The organism is Dorea amylophila, assembly GCF_025567265.1.
In the GTDB taxonomy this organism is placed as follows: Bacteria; Bacillota; Clostridia; order Lachnospirales; family Lachnospiraceae; genus Dorea_A; species Dorea_A amylophila.
Genome location: NZ_JAOQJW010000003.1, coordinates 1 through 18,503, shown reverse-complemented (window position 1 = coordinate 18,503; position 18,503 = coordinate 1). Strand labels below are relative to the sequence as shown.

18 protein-coding genes are annotated in these 18,503 nt (G+C 41.5%); all 18 read left to right on the top strand.

Annotated elements, in window-relative coordinates; all coding sequences use genetic code 11:
• The first annotated feature begins 91 nt into the window (after nucleotides 1–91).
• The 18 genes from sigK (at nucleotide 92) to OCV72_RS01965 (ending at nucleotide 18,382) form a co-directional block, all read left to right on the top strand.
• Nucleotides 92–715: an RNA polymerase sporulation sigma factor SigK gene (gene sigK / locus OCV72_RS02050; RefSeq protein ID WP_028086987.1), complete on the top strand. Its 624-nt coding sequence runs from the start codon at nucleotides 92–94 to the stop codon at nucleotides 713–715.
• A gap of 115 nt (nucleotides 716–830) precedes the next feature.
• The gene (locus OCV72_RS02045; RefSeq protein WP_055281552.1) at nucleotides 831–1,922 is read left to right on the top strand and encodes an MGDG synthase family glycosyltransferase; all 1,092 of its coding nucleotides are present in this window, start codon (nucleotides 831–833) and stop codon (nucleotides 1,920–1,922) included.
• Nucleotides 1,922–2,650, top strand: coding sequence for a polysaccharide deacetylase family protein (locus OCV72_RS02040; protein WP_055281549.1), 729 nt, complete (start codon nucleotides 1,922–1,924; stop codon nucleotides 2,648–2,650). Before OCV72_RS02045 ends, OCV72_RS02040 begins: the two co-directional genes overlap by 1 nt.
• The gene (locus OCV72_RS02035) at nucleotides 2,619–3,677 is read left to right on the top strand and encodes a lysylphosphatidylglycerol synthase transmembrane domain-containing protein (protein WP_055281547.1); all 1,059 of its coding nucleotides are present in this window, start codon (nucleotides 2,619–2,621) and stop codon (nucleotides 3,675–3,677) included. Before OCV72_RS02040 ends, OCV72_RS02035 begins: the two co-directional genes overlap by 32 nt.
• A 240-nt stretch (nucleotides 3,678–3,917) precedes the next feature.
• Entirely contained in the window at nucleotides 3,918–5,468 is a 1,551-nt protein-coding gene (locus OCV72_RS02030) for a YifB family Mg chelatase-like AAA ATPase (protein ID WP_055281545.1), read from the top strand.
• A 10-nt stretch (nucleotides 5,469–5,478) separates the two neighbouring features.
• Entirely contained in the window at nucleotides 5,479–6,558 is a 1,080-nt protein-coding gene (dprA, locus tag OCV72_RS02025; protein ID WP_055281543.1) for a DNA-processing protein DprA, read from the top strand.
• Between the two features lie 26 nt (nucleotides 6,559–6,584).
• Complete coding sequence (topA, locus tag OCV72_RS02020) at nucleotides 6,585–8,669, top strand: type I DNA topoisomerase (RefSeq protein ID WP_055281744.1); 2,085 nt, start codon at nucleotides 6,585–6,587, stop codon at nucleotides 8,667–8,669.
• Between the two features lie 64 nt (nucleotides 8,670–8,733).
• Entirely contained in the window at nucleotides 8,734–9,516 is a 783-nt protein-coding gene (codY, locus tag OCV72_RS02015) for a GTP-sensing pleiotropic transcriptional regulator CodY (RefSeq protein ID WP_055281541.1), read from the top strand.
• A 64-nt stretch (nucleotides 9,517–9,580) separates the two neighbouring features.
• Complete coding sequence (locus OCV72_RS02010) at nucleotides 9,581–9,889, top strand: hypothetical protein (protein ID WP_226851666.1); 309 nt, start codon at nucleotides 9,581–9,583, stop codon at nucleotides 9,887–9,889.
• 112 nt (nucleotides 9,890–10,001) lie between these two features.
• Nucleotides 10,002–10,286 carry a co-chaperone GroES gene (locus tag OCV72_RS02005; protein ID WP_028086978.1) on the top strand — a complete coding sequence of 95 codons (285 nt, stop codon included), beginning with the start codon at nucleotides 10,002–10,004 and terminating at the stop codon, nucleotides 10,284–10,286.
• Nucleotides 10,287–10,325: 39 nt separating this feature from the next.
• Nucleotides 10,326–11,948, top strand: a complete 1,623-nt coding sequence (groL, locus tag OCV72_RS02000) for a chaperonin GroEL (RefSeq protein WP_055281536.1) — start codon at nucleotides 10,326–10,328, stop codon at nucleotides 11,946–11,948.
• Nucleotides 11,949–12,052: 104 nt separating this feature from the next.
• Complete coding sequence (locus OCV72_RS01995) at nucleotides 12,053–12,544, top strand: DUF6106 family protein (RefSeq protein WP_055281534.1); 492 nt, start codon at nucleotides 12,053–12,055, stop codon at nucleotides 12,542–12,544.
• Nucleotides 12,545–12,668: 124 nt separating this feature from the next.
• Complete coding sequence (gene guaB / locus OCV72_RS01990) at nucleotides 12,669–14,123, top strand: IMP dehydrogenase (RefSeq protein ID WP_028086975.1); 1,455 nt, start codon at nucleotides 12,669–12,671, stop codon at nucleotides 14,121–14,123.
• A 234-nt stretch (nucleotides 14,124–14,357) separates the two neighbouring features.
• Entirely contained in the window at nucleotides 14,358–15,386 is a 1,029-nt protein-coding gene (locus tag OCV72_RS01985) for an aldose epimerase family protein (protein WP_172677191.1), read from the top strand.
• A 101-nt stretch (nucleotides 15,387–15,487) separates the two neighbouring features.
• Nucleotides 15,488–16,141, top strand: coding sequence for a peptidoglycan recognition protein family protein (locus OCV72_RS01980; RefSeq protein WP_055281529.1), 654 nt, complete (start codon nucleotides 15,488–15,490; stop codon nucleotides 16,139–16,141).
• A 78-nt stretch (nucleotides 16,142–16,219) separates the two neighbouring features.
• Nucleotides 16,220–17,500, top strand: a complete 1,281-nt coding sequence (locus tag OCV72_RS01975; RefSeq protein ID WP_055281527.1) for a S1C family serine protease — start codon at nucleotides 16,220–16,222, stop codon at nucleotides 17,498–17,500.
• Between the two features lie 123 nt (nucleotides 17,501–17,623).
• Nucleotides 17,624–18,040, top strand: a complete 417-nt coding sequence (locus tag OCV72_RS01970; RefSeq protein WP_055281525.1) for a hypothetical protein — start codon at nucleotides 17,624–17,626, stop codon at nucleotides 18,038–18,040.
• Between the two features lie 201 nt (nucleotides 18,041–18,241).
• Nucleotides 18,242–18,382 carry a hypothetical protein gene (locus OCV72_RS01965; RefSeq protein ID WP_155515193.1) on the top strand — a complete coding sequence of 47 codons (141 nt, stop codon included), beginning with the start codon at nucleotides 18,242–18,244 and terminating at the stop codon, nucleotides 18,380–18,382.
• The last annotated feature ends 121 nt before the right edge of the window (nucleotides 18,383–18,503 follow it).

The following is an 18,503-nucleotide window of genomic DNA, read 5'->3' as shown; positions in this document are numbered from 1 at the left end:
AGAAAGCAGTGATTCAGTGCAAAAATGGAAAAGCACAGAATCACTGCTTTTTGCATAGAATATAATAAATCTGCCTAAGAGGTGCTTTGTCTTGAAGTCATTTCCCCAACCATTGACAGCAGCGGAAGAAAAGTACTATATGCAGAAATATACAGAGGGTGATCTGGAAGCAAAGCACATTCTAATAGAACGGAATCTGCGTCTGGTTGCACATATCGTGAAAAAGTACCAGCCGCCTCCGGAAGAGATGGAAGACCTTCTGTCGATCGGAACCATCGGGCTTATGAAGGCTGTTGTAACGTTTGATCCGGATAAGAGCGCAAGGCTTGCATCGTATGCAGCAAGGTGCATCGAAAATGAAGTATTGATGTACTTGAGAGGTAAGAAAAAAAGTTCAAAAGAAGTATCTTTGTATGAACCGATCGGAACGGATCGGGAAGGCAATGAGATACAATTATTTGATGTGATTGAGATGAATGAAGAAGATGTCTACCGAAGACTGGAACGTAAGGAAGACGTGATCCGTCTGTATCAGCAGGTGGAATCGGTATTGTCTCAGAGAGAACGAATGGTACTGAAGCTGCGGTACGGCCTGTATAATGAAGAGGAATATACACAGCGGGAAATTGCAGCAATGCTCGGCATTTCCAGATCGTATGTATCAAGAATTGAGAAGAGTGCGATTGAAAAATTAAGAAACTTTTTCACTTCTTAGAAAAGTCTTTAAAAAATCTTTAGAATTCTATATCCGTTATTTTAAGAATCAAAGTCTATACTTAACACCATAAGAAAGAGGCATGCAAAATGGTATGTGAGAAAGGGTGGCAGTTATGAAAGTACTGGTGTTAAGTGGTAGATTTGGAATGGGACATGAGATGGCAGCCAATGCGATCTGCGAACAGTTCCGGAAAATAGATGAACAGGCAGAAATTGAAAAAAAAGATCTTCTGGAAGAGTTATATCCACATATCAGTAAATTCATTTTCGGTGGATTCCGCATGATGGTAGAGCACTGTTACGGGATTTATAATTTTATCTACAAAATGTCCGGAAGGATGAAGGTAGAAATACAGCCAAGGGGAAAGGCACGCTATAAAAGGTTAAAGAAGATCATGGATGGAGAACAACCAGATGTGATCGTCTGTACACATCCGATGTGTGTAAAAGCAATTGCATCCTATAAAGAAAAGACAGGGCTTAAAACACCACTTGTGACCTGCATCACAGATATCAGTATGCATCCGGAGTGGACAGCACCACAGACAGACATCTATCTTGTTCCGACACAGGAGATCAAAAGGCATCTGATGAAGGAGGGGACCAGGGCGGAAGATATTCTTGTGACAGGAATTCCGGTTCGCCAGCAGTTCCTGGATGCAGATTACCGTCAGAAACGGGAAAGAAACAGAACACGCAGGGTGCTCATTATGGGAGGCGGACTTGGGCTGATGCCGGATCTGAAAGAATTGCTTGAAAAATTACATAGCATGCAAGGCGTTGAGAGCGTAGTCATTACCGGAAAAAATCATAAGATGTATGAGGAATGGGTGAACCGCTATGAGGATGTGGAAGTACTTGGATACACGGAAAATATCAGCAGATATATGCGTGGGGCAGACCTTGTGATTACAAAAGCAGGTGGAATTACGTTGTTTGAAATTCTGCACAGTCAGGTTCCGCTATTTGTCATCCACCCGTTTCTGGAGCAGGAGATGAATAATGCAAGGTATGCGGCAGAAAAAGGATTTGCCAAAGTCATATGGGGCAGACGTGAAGACTATATTCCGGAACTGGAAAAGCTGTTAAGTGATGAAAAAATGATGGAAGAAATGACCGGAAATGTAAGGCGTGCCTGTAAAGAGATGATAGAAGTATCATTGGATGAGGCAGTAGGGATCATGGAAGAAAGGATGGCGGCATAATGAATATACCAAAGACTGCAAAGCTGGGACTGGCCTGTGCCGCAGCACTGAGTTATAGTGTGATTCCGACGTATTTGCTGAAATACCGTTGGATTTTCAGAAGCAGACAGAGGGCATCCCGGGAAGAGAAGGTTTTGTACCTGACATTTGATGACGGTCCGGATACAGTATATACGAATATATTACTCGATTTTCTGGAGAAGGAACAGATTCCGGCAGCATTTTTCATGGTCGCAGGATCTGCTCGGAAGCATCGCGGGATCGTGGAACGGATGAGAAAGAGCGGATACCAGGTCGGAATACATTCGTTGAGCCACGAAAGTGCGATGCTTTCCGGACCGGGAAGAACTGGCCGGGATGTGAAAGAATCGAAAAAGATTATGGAGAAGATGGATATTGCAGTGAAATGGTACAGACCACCGTGGGGACATCTGAACCTGGCAAGTCTGTTCTGGATACGGAAGCTGCATCTGAATCTGGTATTCTGGGATGTGATGGCACAGGACTGGTCAGCGAAAGAGACCCCGGACAGTATCTGCAATAAGATATTAAGAAGAGTCTTTCCGGGTGCGGTTATCTGTCTGCATGACGGCAGAGGGGAGAACGGAGCACCGGGAAGAACGATAGAAGCATTGAAAAAAGCAATCCCATTGTTGAAAGCGCAGGGGTATGAATTCAGAAGGATAGAAGAAAAATATGGAACAGCAGGTGAGTCAGAGATCGATTAAAAAGTATATGGTTTTATTTCCGGTTTTAGCACTGTTGGTATGTTTCGTTATTTTGAAGGGTGCAGATATGGAATCTGTGTGGAATGCCATGAAAAGTGCGAAGCCGCAATGGATGGCAGCAGGGCTTATACTGGCGGCGGTATTTAATATCGCGGAAGCGATCAATCTGAGGAGCGTATTGAATTCATTTGGATATCAGGTAAGTTTCAGACAGGGTATGAAATATGCTTATACCGGCTATTTTTTCAGTTCGATCACCCCATCTGCAACAGGCGGACAGCCGGTACAGTTATATGTGATGAATAAGGATAATATCCATGTGGCACATGGAACGATGGCTCTTCTGACAGAACTCACCAGTTTTCAGATTGCAGCATTTCTGATGGAAAATGTAGCAACGTTCTGGATACTGACGGGAAGGATACGTCTGAATAAGATGATGCTGGCATTGGCGGCTCTCGGGTATCTGATGAATCTGATTTTTATAGCAGCACTGGTGGTCATAATGTTATCCGAAGGTCTGAAAAAGAAGATTGTAAATGGAATACGTTTCCTGATCATGAAACTCCCGTTTGGGAATAAGAAGAGATTGGGCGCTAAGATGGACGAGATTGTTCGTGATTTTGAAGATTGTAAATTGTTTTTTAAAAGGGATCCGGTACTTGCGTTAAAAGTGACAACAGTCAGTCTGATCCAGATCATCTGCTGGTTCAGTGTTCCATGGGCAGTGTATCATGCAATGGGAGAGTCCGGCAGTTCTTATGGAAGTATGTTTCTGCATCAGATCATTTTGTATATGACTACAGCACTTCTTCCGTTCCCGGGAGCTGAGGGAATTAGTGAATTCTCATTCGTAAAGTTGTTTGCAGGTATCTTTACTTCTGTTCCGGTGGCAGCGGCAGTACTGGTGAATCGGGGGATCAGCTTTTATTTTTTGCTGATATTAAGTGGAATCTTTAGCATCGTGCTTGGACGCATGGATAGAAAATCAAAAAGTAAAATGAAAGTGAAATTAGAAAAATATTGACACGGCGGAAAGAATAGGCTATGATGATTGCACATTTAACGAAGATGAGTGATCAAGTACAGACTATTCTTTTTCGTTTTCTAAATCTGGACCGCCAGTGGCGGATTCTGTAGATGACCGAATCGGTCAAGTTATCAACTATATCAAAACAATTTTATATGAGTGCCGGACAAATAAGGCAGAAAAGATGCTTATATAAGGACAGGTTCTGCATGGTCTGGTATGGAAAGGAGTGTGCAGATGGCATTTTGTACAGTTTTATCTGCTTCAGTTCAGGGACTGGGGGTAGAGATGATCCGTGTGGAAGCGGATGTAAGTAACGGACTTCCGATGTTCCATATGGTGGGATATCTGTCTTCGGAAGTGAAAGAGGCATCAGAACGGGTGAGAACAGCAATCCGCAATTCGGGGATGAAACTTCCGGCAAAGAAGATCATTGTCAATCTTGCGCCGGCAACTGTCCGGAAAAAAGGGGCATCGTTTGATCTGCCGATTGCTCTGGCGGTGCTGACAGCTATGGGGTATATACCGGAAGAAGCAATGGAACGGGTGATCGTAACAGGGGAATTAAGTCTGGAGGGGAAAATAAGAGGTGTACCGGGAGTTCTGCCGATGGTGATAGAGGCGAAAGAACAAGGATGTAAAAGCTTTATCCTGCCCGGAGAGAATGAGACAGAAGGAAGACTCGTAAAAGGAATCGAGATTCTACCGGCAGATAATCTGGAGGAACTCTGTGCGTATCTGAACGGAGCTGCGCGTTCGGAAAAGTCTAAAAGGGAGAAAAAAGAAAATGAAAAAAACAGACAACATAGAACCAGAGAAGATTTTGCGGATATCTGCGGACAGAAAGCGGTGAAACGTGCAGCAGAAATTGCAGTGGCAGGAGGGCACAATCTGTTAATGGCTGGATCACCTGGATCCGGAAAAACGATGATCGCAAAGCGGATCGCAACCATTTTACCGGAACTGTCATGGGAAGAAAGTCTGGAAATTACGAAGATCTACAGTGTATTGGGGCTGGTGGATCAGGAATATCCGCTGATCACACAGCGCCCGTTTCGTAATGTTCATCATACAATCACCAGAACAGCGCTGACAGGGGGCGGAAGAATACCGATGCCCGGGGAGATCAGTATGGCACACGGAGGTGTGCTGTTTCTTGATGAACTTGCGGAATTTCCAAGAAATGTTCTGGAAGTACTAAGACAGCCATTGGAAGAACATCAGATTCATATTGCGAGAAATTATGGGAACTTTACATTTCCGGCGGAATTCATGCTGGTAGCAGCAATGAACCCGTGTCCATGCGGAAATTATCCGGATGTGCAGAAATGTTCCTGCACACCCGGGCAGATTCAGAAATACCTTGGCAAGATCAGCCAGCCGTTCCTGGATCGTATGGATATCTGCATAGAGACTCCGAAAGTTGTATACCGGGATCTGGACGGAGAACGGAAAGATCTGGAAGGGGAAGAGACATCTGAGACGATACGCCGCAGAGTGACGGATGCAAGGAATATACAGAAGGAAAGATATAAAGGAACAGATATCAGAACAAATGCAGTATTAGGACCGCAGGAGATCGGACATTACGTAGAACTGGGAGAGCGCGAAAAAAAGATGATGGAGCTTGCATTTGAAAGAATCGGGCTTACGGCAAGGACCTATCATAAGATCCTGCGTGTGGCAAGGACAATTGCAGATCTGGATTACAGTGAGAAGGTAAAGGAGAAACATTTAAAAGAAGCTATTGCTTACCGGTCACTGGATAAGAAGTACTGGGGACGTTAGGAGGATGTGAATGATATATGAATACTGGCTGGCTGGGATAGAAGGTATTTCGAATCTGAAAAAAAGAAAATTAAGAGAGGTATATGGAAATGGAAAAGCAATATATTATATAGAAGAAACTAATTTGAAGAAACATACATTTCTGAATGAGAAGGATATAGAGAGACTGAAAAAAGCAAAGAAAACAGTTAATCTCGAAATGCAATGGGAAAAATCCGTGAAAAAGAAGATAAAATTTGTGCCGTATTTTTCGGATGATTATCCGAAAAAAATGAAAGTGATCACAGATCCCCCGTACGCCTTGTACGTACTTGGATCGCTGCCGGATGAAAATGTGAAAAGCGCAGCAATCGTAGGGGCCAGGAATTGTACTTCATATGGAGAACAAATGGCATTGCAGTATGGGAAATGTCTTGGGCATGCAGGAGTACAGGTGATAAGCGGTATGGCGAGAGGAATCGACGGAGCAGGGCAGAGAGGTGCTTTGAACGGAGACGGAACAACGTTTGCTGTTCTGGGATGCGGAGTGGATGTGTGTTATCCAAGAGAAAATATCGGATTATATATGGACATTCAAAAAAAAGGCGGAATCATATCGGAATTTCCACCCGGAACCGAACCACTTGCAAGAAATTTTCCGATGCGGAACCGGATTATCAGTGGACTGGCGGAATGGATACTGGTGATAGAGGCAAAAGAAAAGAGCGGATCTTTGATCACTGCAGATTTTGCACTGGATCAGGGGAAGGATGTCTATGCACTTCCGGGACCGGTGACAAGTGCGTTGAGCCAGGGATGTCACAGACTGATCCGGCAGGGAGCGGGAATACTGATCACACCGGAAGAACTGATGGATGAATGGAATCTGAATCGGATGCAAATTGGACAAAAAAATAACAAAAATGAAAAAATGCTTGAAAGTCCTGAGCGTATGGTGTATAGTTGTCTCGATTTGTTCCCGAAAGGAATCGATGAACTGATGAAAGAAACAGAACTTTCTATTTCAGAATTGATGGAAAGACTGATTACTTTGGAATTGAAAGGATACGCAGAAGAAGTATCCAGAAATTATTATATAAGGCTGTTGTAAGGACGGTCGGTATTATGGAGGAAATTATGGCACGCTATCTGGTAATCGTGGAGTCACCTGCAAAGGTGAAGACCATTAAGAAGTTCTTAGGAAGTAATTATGTAGTGACCGCATCGAACGGTCATGTGAGAGATATGCCCAAAAGCCAGATGGGTATCGACATTGAAAATGATTACGAACCAAAGTATATAACGATCAGAGGAAAGGGAGAGATTCTTGCGAAGCTTCGTAAGGAAGTCAAAAAGGCGGACAAGATATATCTTGCAACTGACCCGGACCGGGAGGGAGAAGCAATATCCTGGCATCTGAGTAAAGCTTTGAAATTAGAAGATAAGAAGGTTTATCGAATCAGTTTTAATGAGATTACTAAGAATGCAGTAAAAGCGTCGCTTAAGAATCCAAGAGAAATCGATATGGATCTGGTGGATGCGCAGCAGGCACGCCGTGTACTGGACAGAATTGTAGGTTACAAGATCAGTCCGCTCCTGTGGGCAAAGGTTAAGAGAGGATTAAGTGCCGGACGTGTACAGTCGGTTGCATTGCGTATTATCGCAGACAGAGAAGAAGAGATCAATGCTTTTATTCCGGAAGAATACTGGACACTGGATGCGGATCTGAAGGTCAAAGGAGAAAGAAAACTTCTGACTGCTAAGTTCTATGGTACAGAAAAGAGTAAGATGACAATCTCATCCAGGGAAGAACTGGACGAGATCATGAAAGAAGTAGAAAATGCGGAGTATTCTGTTGCCGATATAAAAAAAGGAGAACGTACCAAGAAGGCACCGGTACCGTTTACAACCAGTACGTTGCAGCAGGAAGCATCCAAGGCATTGAATTTTGCAACAGCCAAGACCATGCGTATTGCCCAGCAGTTATATGAGGGTGTGGATATCAAAGGCAGTGGTACTGTGGGATTGATCACATACCTGCGTACGGATTCTACCCGTATCTCAGAGGAAGCGGATGCAACAGTAAGAGAATATATCAGGGAAGGCTTCGGTGAAGAGTATGTTTCCGACGGAGACGTTAAGAAATCTTCAGACAAGAAGATCATTCAGGATGCACATGAGGCGATCCGTCCGACAGATGTAACCAGAACACCGGCAGCAGTGAAAGAATTCTTAAGCCGTGACCAGTTCCGTCTGTACCAGCTTGTATGGAAACGTTTTATTGCCAGCAGAATGCAGCCGGCCAGATACGAGACGACTTCTGTAAAGATTGCCGCAGGACAGTATCGTTTTACAGTTGCTGCATCCAAGATTGTTTTTGAAGGGTTCCGCAGTGTATATACGGAAGCCGGCGAGACAAAAGAAGAGAACAATGTGCTGTTAAAAGGGCTGGATATGGATTCTGTCCTTACGAAAGAAAGTCTGAACAGTAAGCAGCATTTTACACAACCACCGGCACATTATACAGAGGCAACATTGGTTAAGACACTGGAAGAACTTGGAATCGGGCGTCCAAGTACATATGCGCCGACAATTTCTACGATCATTGCAAGGCGCTATGTGGCAAAAGAGAATAAGAATTTGTATCTGACGGAAATCGGAGAAGTAGTGAATAATATTATGAAACAGTCCTTCCCGAGTATTGTGGATGTGAACTTTACGGCAAATATGGAGAGCCTTCTGGATGGCGTTGCGGAAGGAAAAGTCAGATGGAAGACAATCATCGAGAATTTTTATCCGGATCTGGAGGCAGCAGTGGAAAAAGCCGAGACAGAACTGGAACAGGTGAAGATTGAAGATGAAGTGACAGATGTGATCTGTGAGGAGTGCGGCCGCAATATGGTTGTCAAATATGGCCCGCATGGAAAATTCCTTGCATGCCCGGGATTCCCTGACTGCCGTAACACGAAACCATATCTGGAAAAGATAGGTGTACCATGCCCTGTCTGTGGTAAAGATGTGGTAATCCGGAAGACGAAAAAGGGAAGACGATATTACGGCTGCGAGGATAACCCGGAATGTGAATTTATGTCATGGCAGAAGCCATCGACAAAAAAATGTCCGAGATGTGGTAAATACATGCTGGAAAAAGGAAATAAACTGGTTTGCAGCGATGAACAGTGTGGATATGTAGAAAATATTGAAAATAATAAGGATAATTAATGATATTCGTTGAATATTTCAGAATTGTATGATAATATACATTCATAAGGATGGAGGAATGTAAATGGGCGTACAATTGTTGGATAAAACCAGAAAAATCAACAAATTACTGCATAACAATAGTTCGAGTAAAGTTGTCTTCAATGATATCTGCGAAGTCCTTACAGAAATTTTAAATTCGAACGTATTAGTGATCAGTAAAAAAGGAAAAGTGCTTGGCGGAAGCAAATGCGAAGGTGTGCCTTACATTACCGAATTGATCGAGAGAGAAATCGGAAAACATGTAGATGATATGCTGAATGAGCGGCTGCTTAGTATCTTATCAACAAAAGAAAATGTAAATCTTCAGACATTGGGATTTTCCGAAGAAGCTGTCAAAGGTTATCAGGCGATTATTACGCCGATTGATATTGCAGGGGAAAGACTCGGGACACTGTTTATCTATAAAAAAGATAAAGTGTATGAGATTGATGACATCATTTTGAGTGAATACGGAACAACGGTTGTTGGTCTTGAGATGTTAAGATCTGTGAATGAAGAAAGTGCAGAAGAAACCAGAAAAGAGCATATTGTACAATCGGCAATCAGTACATTGTCGTATTCGGAATTGGAAGCAATCATTCATATATTTGATGAGTTGGATGGTGCGGAAGGAATTCTGGTCGCAAGTAAGATTGCAGACCGTGTCGGAATTACCAGATCGGTAATTGTCAATGCTCTGAGAAAATTCGAAAGTGCGGGTGTGATCGAATCCCGTTCTTCCGGCATGAAAGGAACGTATATTAAAGTAATCAATGATTATGTATTTACGGAACTTGACCGCATTAAAGCAGAACGTACAAAATAATAAGAACTACAAAGGGTATCGGGCAACTGATACCCTTTTCACAGTATAAAGGAGGATGCGGATAGTGAAATATGGAGGATGTACGGCAAAACTCAGAATGGACCGCGTAATTCTGGAAGACAGTTTTTTTGATGAAACGGAATATTTATGCAAGATCATAGCATATGATGAAGAGGAGGAGACGTTGTATCTGGTATCGGAAGAGGCGGAACTCACCTTTTATTCTTTGGATGGAATCTATGAGTGCAGCATAGAGGATCCGAAAGATCCTGTAGTCTGCAAAGGAATATTAAAAGAACGTTACTGGAACAAGGCAGGCAGGGTTATGAAATTTAAAATTCAAAATGGATTTTATAAAAAAGTTCTAAACTAAATAGAAAGTGTGTTGACAAACCAAAAGGAGAGTGCTATTTTATATCTAGAATCTTTCAGCACTCTCTTTTATTGAGTGCTAATAATGCAGAAATAATTAAGGAGGAATAGATATGAAGTTAGTACCATTAGGTGACAGAGTTGTATTAAAACAGTGTGTAGCAGAGGAGACTACAAAGTCGGGAATCGTGATTCCTGGACAGTCTAAGGAAAAACCGCAGCAGGCAGAGGTTATTGCTGTAGGACCAGGTGGAATGGTGAATGGTAAAGAAGTTGAGATGCATGTTACAACAGGACAGCAGGTAATTTATTCCAAATATGCAGGAACAAATGTTGAGATTGATGACGAGGAATATATCATTGTAAAACAGGATGATATTCTGGCCATCTGCGAGTAATTGTACAATTAATTCATATATTTCAGGAGGTAGATACCAATGGCAAAAGAAATTAAATATGGTGCAGAAGCAAGAAGAGCGCTGGAAGCTGGTGTTAATCAGCTCGCTGATACAGTAAGAGTAACAATCGGACCAAAAGGACGCAATGTCGTTCTGGATAAATCTTTCGGAGCACCACTGATCACAAATGACGGTGTAACAATCGCAAAAGAGATTGAACTGGAAGACAGATTTGAAAATATGGGAGCACAACTGATCAAAGAAGTTGCTTCTAAGACAAATGATGTAGCAGGAGACGGTACTACAACAGCAACTGTACTTGCACAGGCAATGGTTCATGAAGGTATGAAGAACCTGGAAGCAGGAGCAAATCCGATCATTCTCCGTAAAGGAATGAAGAAAGCAACAGATGTGGCAGTAGAAGCCATTGCGAAGATGTCAAGCAAAGTAAAAGACAAAGATCAGATTGCAAAAGTGGCAGCAATTTCTGCAGGTGATGCTGAAGTTGGACAGATGGTGGCAGATGCTATGGAGAAAGTATCTAATGACGGAGTTATTACGATCGAAGAGTCTAAGACTATGAAGACAGAGCTGGATCTTGTAGAAGGTATGCAGTTTGACCGTGGATATGTATCTGCATATATGGCTACAGATATGGATAAGATGGAAGCAAATCTGGATGATCCATATATTTTGATCACAGATAAGAAGATTTCTAATATTCAGGAAATCCTTCCGCTTCTGGAGCAGATTGTTCAGGCTGGAGCAAGACTTCTTATTATCGCAGAAGATATTGAGGGAGAGGCACTTACAACTCTGATCGTTAATAAACTGCGTGGAACATTCAATGTTGTAGCTGTAAAAGCACCTGGATACGGTGACAGAAGAAAAGAAATGTTAAAAGACATTGCTACACTGACAGGTGGTCAGGTTATTTCTGAGGAACTCGGTATGGAACTGAAAGATACAACCATGGATCAGCTTGGACGTGCAAAATCTGTAAAGGTACAGAAAGAAAATACAGTAATTGTTGATGGTATGGGAGATAAGAATGCAATCGCAGACCGCGTTGCCCAGATCAAGGCACAGATCGAAGAGACAACATCTGACTTTGACAGAGAAAAACTTCAGGAAAGACTTGCAAAACTTGCAGGCGGCGTAGCTGTTATCCGTGTCGGAGCAGCAACGGAGACAGAGATGAAAGAAGCAAAACTTCGTATGGAAGATGCCTTGAACGCCACAAGAGCAGCAGTAGAGGAAGGTATCATTTCCGGTGGTGGATCTGCATACATTCATGCGTCCAAAGCAGTTGCTGAAGCGATTGACGGACTGGAAGGTGACGAGAAAACAGGTGCAAAGGTTGTCCTGAAAGCTCTGGAAGCACCACTGTTCCATATCTCAGCCAATGCAGGACTGGAAGGTGCTGTTATCATTAACAAGGTAAGAGAATCAGAAGTGGGAACCGGATTTGATGCTCTGACAGAACAGTACGTAGATATGGTGGAAAACGGAATTCTGGATCCTGCTAAGGTTACAAGAAGTGCACTGCAGAACGCAACATCTGTTGCTTCTACACTTCTCACAACAGAATCTGTTGTAGCAGATATCAAAGAAGATGCACCGGCTGTACCGGCAGGAAATCCGGGTATGGGTATGATGTAACAGAATATTAAATTTTTGAGAACTCCTCGTCAGAGGAGTTTTCTTTTTTGCTTCAGGTGTGCTACAATAGACATAGCTTAAAGCAGACTTGGAGGAAAGAAAAAATGGATGATTTTTACACAGAGCAGCTGATAAAAAAACAGGCGGACTCAAAGGATACACTTAAGAAAGCGGGGCTGATCGTATTGACGGTTTTGTCAGTGCTTTTGGTTTTTGCAATACCGGTGGGGATTATTTTTCCAGTTGTAATGATCGTGGTTGATGTGCTGGTATTCAGCAATATGAATGTGGAGTATGAGTATGTATTTGTGAATGGAGATCTTGATATAGACAAGATCATGAACAAATCCAGAAGAAAAAGAATGTTTTCTGTAGATGCAGATCAGATGGAACTTCTTGCACCGGTAGGAGCTGTAGAATTAATGCAGTATAAGAAGGTCAGGACATATGATTATACATCAGGAAAAAATCATGCAGAAATCTATGCATTGATTGCTTCGAACAAAGGAGAACTGTGTAAAGTTTTGTTTGAGCCAAATGAGACGATCATAGAAGGATTCTTTGTAAAAGCACCAAGAAAAGTAATCAGAAAATAATACGTAAAATGTAAAAAAGATTGTATTAAAATAAAAACATGTTAAAAGCTGTTGACAAATATGGGTATGATTCGCTAAGATAGCTGTTAAATATGAATATGCAAAAGAAAGAGAGGAAGAAATCATGGGAAAGATAATTGGAGAAGGTATTACATTTGATGATGTGCTTTTAGTTCCATCGTACTCAGAAGTAATTCCGAACCAGGTGGATTTATCTACTTACCTGACTAAGAAAATTAAGTTAAATATTCCGATGATGAGTGCCGGAATGGATACTGTTACCGAGCACCGTATGGCAATTGCAATGGCCAGACAGGGGGGGATCGGAATTATCCATAAAAATATGTCTATTGAACAGCAGGCTGAGGAAGTGGATAAGGTAAAACGTTCAGAAAACGGTGTTATTACAGATCCATTTTATTTATCACCGGATAATACACTGGAAGATGCCAACAATCTGATGGCAAAGTTCAGAATCTCAGGTGTGCCGATCACAGAGGGAAAAAAATTAGTTGGTATTATCACAAACCGTGATTTGAAATTTGAAGAAGACTTTTCAAAGAAAATCAGAGAGTCAATGACTTCGGAAGGGTTGATCACAGCACCGGAAGGAATTACTCTGGAAGAAGCAAAGAAGATTCTTGCAAAAGCCAGAAAGGAAAAACTTCCGATCGTAGATAAAGACTTCAACCTGAAAGGTTTGATCACAATTAAGGATATTGAAAAACAGATTAAATATCCATTATCTGCAAAAGATGCGCAGGGACGTCTGCTTTGCGGAGCTGCAATCGGAATTACAGCAAACTGTCTTGAGAGAGCAAAGGCTCTGGTAGATGCAAAGGTTGATGTGGTTGTTTTGGATTCAGCACACGGACATTCAGCAAATGTTATTCATACAGTTGATATGATTAAGAGCAAATTCCCGGATCTGCAGGTAATTGCAGGTAACGTTGCTACCGGAGCTGCAACAGAAGATCTGATCAAAGCCGGTGTTGATGCGGTAAAAGTTGGAATCGGACCTGGATCGATCTGTACAACACGTATCATTGCAGGTATTGGTGTTCCTCAGATCACAGCAGTTATGGACTGCTATGAAGCGGCAGACAAATATGGAATTCCGATCATTGCGGATGGAGGAATAAAGTACTCCGGAGATATGACAAAAGCAATCGCAGCCGGAGCGAATGTATGTATGATGGGAAGTATCTTTGCAGGATGTGATGAGAGTCCTGGAACATTCGAATTATTCCAGGGTAGAAAATATAAAGTATACCGTGGTATGGGATCTATCTCAGCAATGGAGAACGGAAGTAAAGATCGTTACTTCCAGACAGATGCGAAAAAACTGGTTCCGGAAGGTGTCGAAGGACGTGTTGCTTACAAAGGAAGCGTGGAAGATACTGTATTCCAGTTAATGGGTGGTCTTCGTTCAGGTATGGGATATTGCGGAGCACCAACAATTGAGGATTTGAAACAGACAGGAAAATTCGTGAAGATTTCTTCGGCTTCATTAAAAGAAAGTCATCCTCATGATATTCATATTACAAAAGAAGCACCAAACTACAGTGTAGACGAATAAAAAAGATTCGGGCGTCGTGAAAACGGCGCCTTTTTGTATTATATGTGTCTGGCAAAGAGAGAGTTTAAATGAATAATATCAGAAAAAATATCCTGAAAATTCTTCATATCATGGTTTTCAGAGATGAATATATAGAGTATAATAAGATTTAGGTAGTCTGCTTGGTATATAAATGCACATAATAAATACACAAGTAATATTAAAAAAAATAAAGTAAAAGGGAGATGCCTGGATATGAAAAAAGAATTTGGAACAACGAGAAACGGGGAAACAGCAAGCTGTTATATATTGAAAAACAGCAAAGGAATGAAAGCAGTTGTATCTGATTTTGGAGCTGCTTTACTGAAGCTTTACGTACCGGATAAGAATGGAAAGTCTCAGGATGTCGTATTGGGCTACGAGACACTTGAGGATTATGAAAATGGTGGAGATTCTGTAGGAGCGACTGTCGGACGTGTGGCAAACCGTATTGGAACTGGTGCATTCGAACTGAACGGCAAGAAATATGAGCTTACGAAGAATGATAACGGGGAAAATACACTTCATGGAGGAACAGATTTCTATAATAAAAGAATGTGGAGTGTAAAAGAGGAGGATGATACACATGTAGTATTTATGCTTGTCAGTCCGGACGGGGATCAGGGATTCCCGGGAGAAGTAAAGATAGAAGTATCCTATACAGTTACGGAAGAAAATGAATTAAAGATTCATTATTATGCAATTCCTGATCAGGATACCCTTTTGAACATGACGAATCACAGCTATTTCAACCTGGCAGGACATGCATCCGGAACCGCATGTAATGCAAAAGTGTGGTTGGATGCAGATGCATTTACAGAGACGGATGCTGAACTGATTCCAACAGGAACGGTAATTCCTGTAGAGGGCACACCAATGGATTTCCGTGAAGGAAAAAAGGTTGCAAAAGAGATCGGAGCAGATTATAAACCATTGAAACTGGCAGGCGGCTATGATCATAACTGGGTATTAAACGGGTCGGGATTCAGAAAAGTGGCATCAGCCGAATCGGAAGAGACAGGTATTAAGATGGAAGTATATACAGACCTTCCGGGTATACAGTTCTATTCCGGCAATTTCCTGGCAGGAGCTAAGGGAAAGCAAGGAGCTGTCTATGGAAAGGGTTGTGGTATATGCTTTGAAACGCAGTATTTCCCGGATGCAATTCATAAAGATAATTTTGAATCTCCGATTACAAAAGCCGGAGAAGTATATGATACAACAACAACGTATAGGTTTTGCTAATTTTCATAAAAACATAAGAATCTCTTTCGGGTACATTAAAAAATGAATGATAAAATAGATAAAAGTGTACTATATAAGGATAGATAAAAAAGAGAGAAAAGATGAAAAAAACGAGAAGCCATTCTAAAAAAGGTCTGATCATTCTTATTATAATAACAGTTGTACTGTGTGCGGTGACGGTTTTAAAAAAGCAGGAGCAGCCGGAAGAATATACGGAAAATAAAAGTGATTACATAGATTCTGTAAGACCGGATATAGACGTAGAACTGCTGACGCCGAATGAGTATTCCAGAGCGGGAATCGCAACAAATAAGATTACAGGAATTGTGATTCATTATACAGCAAATCCAGGTGCTTCGGCTATGAATAACCGGGATTATTTCGAAGGATTGAAGGACAGTCACATTACGAAAGCAAGCAGTAATTTTGTTGTGGGTCTGGAAGGTGAGATTGTTCAATGCGTACCAACATGGGAGATGGCGTATGCCTCAAACAGCAGGAATATTGATACAGTGTCGATAGAATGCTGTCATCCGGACGAAACGGGAAAATTCAATCAAAAGACGTATCAGTCTATGGTAGATCTTTGCGCATGGTTGTGTCTGAAGTTCGATCTGAATGAAAATGATGTTATACGTCATTATGATGTGACTGGAAAGATTTGCCCCAAATATTTTGTAGAACATGAAGATGCATGGAAACAGTTCAAGGGTGATGTGGGAGTAAAGCTGGAAAAATTAAAGGAATATCAATAAATCTCCTTAGTTTTATCACAGATTAAACACAATTACGCTGTACACTACCAATATAAGATATGAAAGGGGCAATAAGATATGGAAAATCAATATAATTATTATACAACCGATCAGAATATGAATACGGGAAATTATGGCGGCGGTGGGGAACCGGGAAAAGAACCGCAGAAAAAAAGAGGAAAAGGCGCAGCGAGATGGGCAAAGGTGGTCTGTGCAGGACTGGTATTTGGAGTGGTTGCAAGTGCTGCATTTCAGACGAGTAATATTGTGGCAGGAAAAGTTCTTGGTACAACACAGACAACGAATAAAACAGCTAAGACAACAACGACCAGCAATGCAAAACTGACAACTTCAACCAACAGCTCAATAGGAACCACAAATGTAACAGAGGTAACTAAAAATGCGATGCCGTCAATTGTGTCCATTACAAACATGAGTGTACAGGAAGTGCAGAATTTCTTCGGTGGTACACAGAAACAGGAAAGTGAAAGTGCCGGTTCTGGAATTATTATTGGACAGAACGATTCAGAACTTCTGATTGCAACCAATAACCATGTAGTAGAAGGAAGCAGTACACTGACAGTTACCTTTATAGATGGGAAAAGCGTGAAAGCTGACATCAAAGGTACGGATTCAGACAAGGATCTTGCAGTTGTGGCAGTTCCGTTAAGCGAGATCAAGGATTCTACGATGGATAAAATTGCGGTGGCAACACTGGGAAATTCAGATCAGACACAGGTAGGAGATCAGGTAATTGCGATCGGAAATGCTCTCGGATACGGACAGTCAGTAACGACAGGTATTGTATCTGCAAAAGACCGCACAATGGATAGTTACGATGGAAAACTTCTTCAGACAGATGCGGCTATCAATCCGGGAAACAGCGGAGGTGCTCTTCTGAATGCAAATGGAGAAGTGATTGGAATCAATTCTGCAAAGATTGCAACGGAAACAGTAGAGGGAATAGGATATGCGATTCCGGTATCTGATGTAAGTGATCTGATCACAAATCTGATGAATCAGAAGACAAAAACCAAGGTAGCAGAATCCGAAAGAGGCTACATTGGAATCAAAGGTGTAGATGTAACAGCAGACAGTGCACAGATGTATAATATGCCGACAGGAGTATATGTATCAGAAGTGATCTCCGGTGGCGGTGCAGAAAAAGCAGGCATTACAAAAGGAGCCGTTATTACAGGAATCGAAGGAACAAGCGTAGATGGAATGGATGCATTGCAGGAACAGCTTCAATATTATAAAGCAGGAGAAAAAGTAAAAATTACGATTCAGACACAGAATAAGAATGGTGAATACGAGAAAAAAGATGTTGAAGTAACATTAGGAAAACAATCGGAATAATTTGGATAAAAAATTGATATTTGTAAATTGATGTAGTATAATGTCAATGTATATGGAATATACAAGGCCGAAAGGCGCAAAGCACAGTTTGAAATAATACACTATGGGGAGGGACAGATTCATATGAAGTGTCCAATATGTGGTCAGGAATTAAGACCAGGAAAAAAAGATCCGAATTATCTGTTGTGCTATAATTGCAAAAAGAAGTTCAAAATTCCACAGAGTGCTCATAAAGTACAGAAGAGAGCGGAAAAACCGGAACCTGAAGAACAGAAGTATTCGAATATACCGCCAAAAGAAGTACGCGAAAAACGTGAACAGGAAATGCGTGATGCGTATGATGAACTCCTTGCAGTAGGAGATGGGAAAAAGAAAAAGAAACCAGCTCCGAAGCCGCAGCGCAGAGAAGAATTAGAGGATGAATATTATGATGATATCGACGACGAAGAAGAAGAGAAGATGTCAAAAGCACCGATCATTATTCTTGCAATTGCTATCATTGTAGTAGCTGGATTAATTGCATTCATGTTACTCAGATAATTGATCAAGGGAGTATACCGACAACAAATTATCTAAAGCGAACATAAAGTGCTGACTTGCCTACAGGTAAGTCAGCATTTTTGCGAGATGAAAAGATTGAAATTAAGCTGAAAAAGAGTTAAATCAAAAAGAGATAAAATAACAGTTGACAAACACAACTGCTTGTGATATTCTTAATAAGCTGTCGCTTGAGACAAACAAATGTTTGAGAAAGAGATGGCAGACGGACAGCTGAAAAGCTGGTCAAAAAAAAGATTAAAAAAGTTCTTGACAAACGTCAATGAATATGATAATCTAAATAAGCTGTTTCAAACAGCGAAGACAAAGAACCTTGATAATTAAACAATAGACAACAACCCTGAAAATTCTAAAGAGAATTATTCAGAACAGACATTTAATGTCGAACCTTAAAACAGTAAAGGGGATAAGAAAGCTAGTAGTTTTCTTGAACTGGAACGAACTT

Coding starts and splice junctions, on each gene's coding strand:
- dprA (WP_055281543.1), top strand. CDS start 5,479: ATGATATATGAATACTGGCTGGCTGGGATAGAAGGTATTTCGAATCTG.
- OCV72_RS01965 (WP_155515193.1), top strand. CDS start 18,242: ATGTTTGAGAAAGAGATGGCAGACGGACAGCTGAAAAGCTGGTCAAAA.
- OCV72_RS02035 (WP_055281547.1), top strand. CDS start 2,619: ATGGAACAGCAGGTGAGTCAGAGATCGATTAAAAAGTATATGGTTTTA.
- OCV72_RS02045 (WP_055281552.1), top strand. CDS start 831: ATGAAAGTACTGGTGTTAAGTGGTAGATTTGGAATGGGACATGAGATG.
- OCV72_RS02030 (WP_055281545.1), top strand. CDS start 3,918: ATGGCATTTTGTACAGTTTTATCTGCTTCAGTTCAGGGACTGGGGGTA.
- OCV72_RS01995 (WP_055281534.1), top strand. CDS start 12,053: ATGGATGATTTTTACACAGAGCAGCTGATAAAAAAACAGGCGGACTCA.
- OCV72_RS01985 (WP_172677191.1), top strand. CDS start 14,358: ATGAAAAAAGAATTTGGAACAACGAGAAACGGGGAAACAGCAAGCTGT.
- topA (WP_055281744.1), top strand. CDS start 6,585: ATGGCACGCTATCTGGTAATCGTGGAGTCACCTGCAAAGGTGAAGACC.
- OCV72_RS02005 (WP_028086978.1), top strand. CDS start 10,002: ATGAAGTTAGTACCATTAGGTGACAGAGTTGTATTAAAACAGTGTGTA.
- groL (WP_055281536.1), top strand. CDS start 10,326: ATGGCAAAAGAAATTAAATATGGTGCAGAAGCAAGAAGAGCGCTGGAA.
- OCV72_RS01975 (WP_055281527.1), top strand. CDS start 16,220: ATGGAAAATCAATATAATTATTATACAACCGATCAGAATATGAATACG.
- OCV72_RS01970 (WP_055281525.1), top strand. CDS start 17,624: ATGAAGTGTCCAATATGTGGTCAGGAATTAAGACCAGGAAAAAAAGAT.
- guaB (WP_028086975.1), top strand. CDS start 12,669: ATGGGAAAGATAATTGGAGAAGGTATTACATTTGATGATGTGCTTTTA.
- OCV72_RS01980 (WP_055281529.1), top strand. CDS start 15,488: ATGAAAAAAACGAGAAGCCATTCTAAAAAAGGTCTGATCATTCTTATT.
- codY (WP_055281541.1), top strand. CDS start 8,734: ATGGGCGTACAATTGTTGGATAAAACCAGAAAAATCAACAAATTACTG.
- OCV72_RS02040 (WP_055281549.1), top strand. CDS start 1,922: ATGAATATACCAAAGACTGCAAAGCTGGGACTGGCCTGTGCCGCAGCA.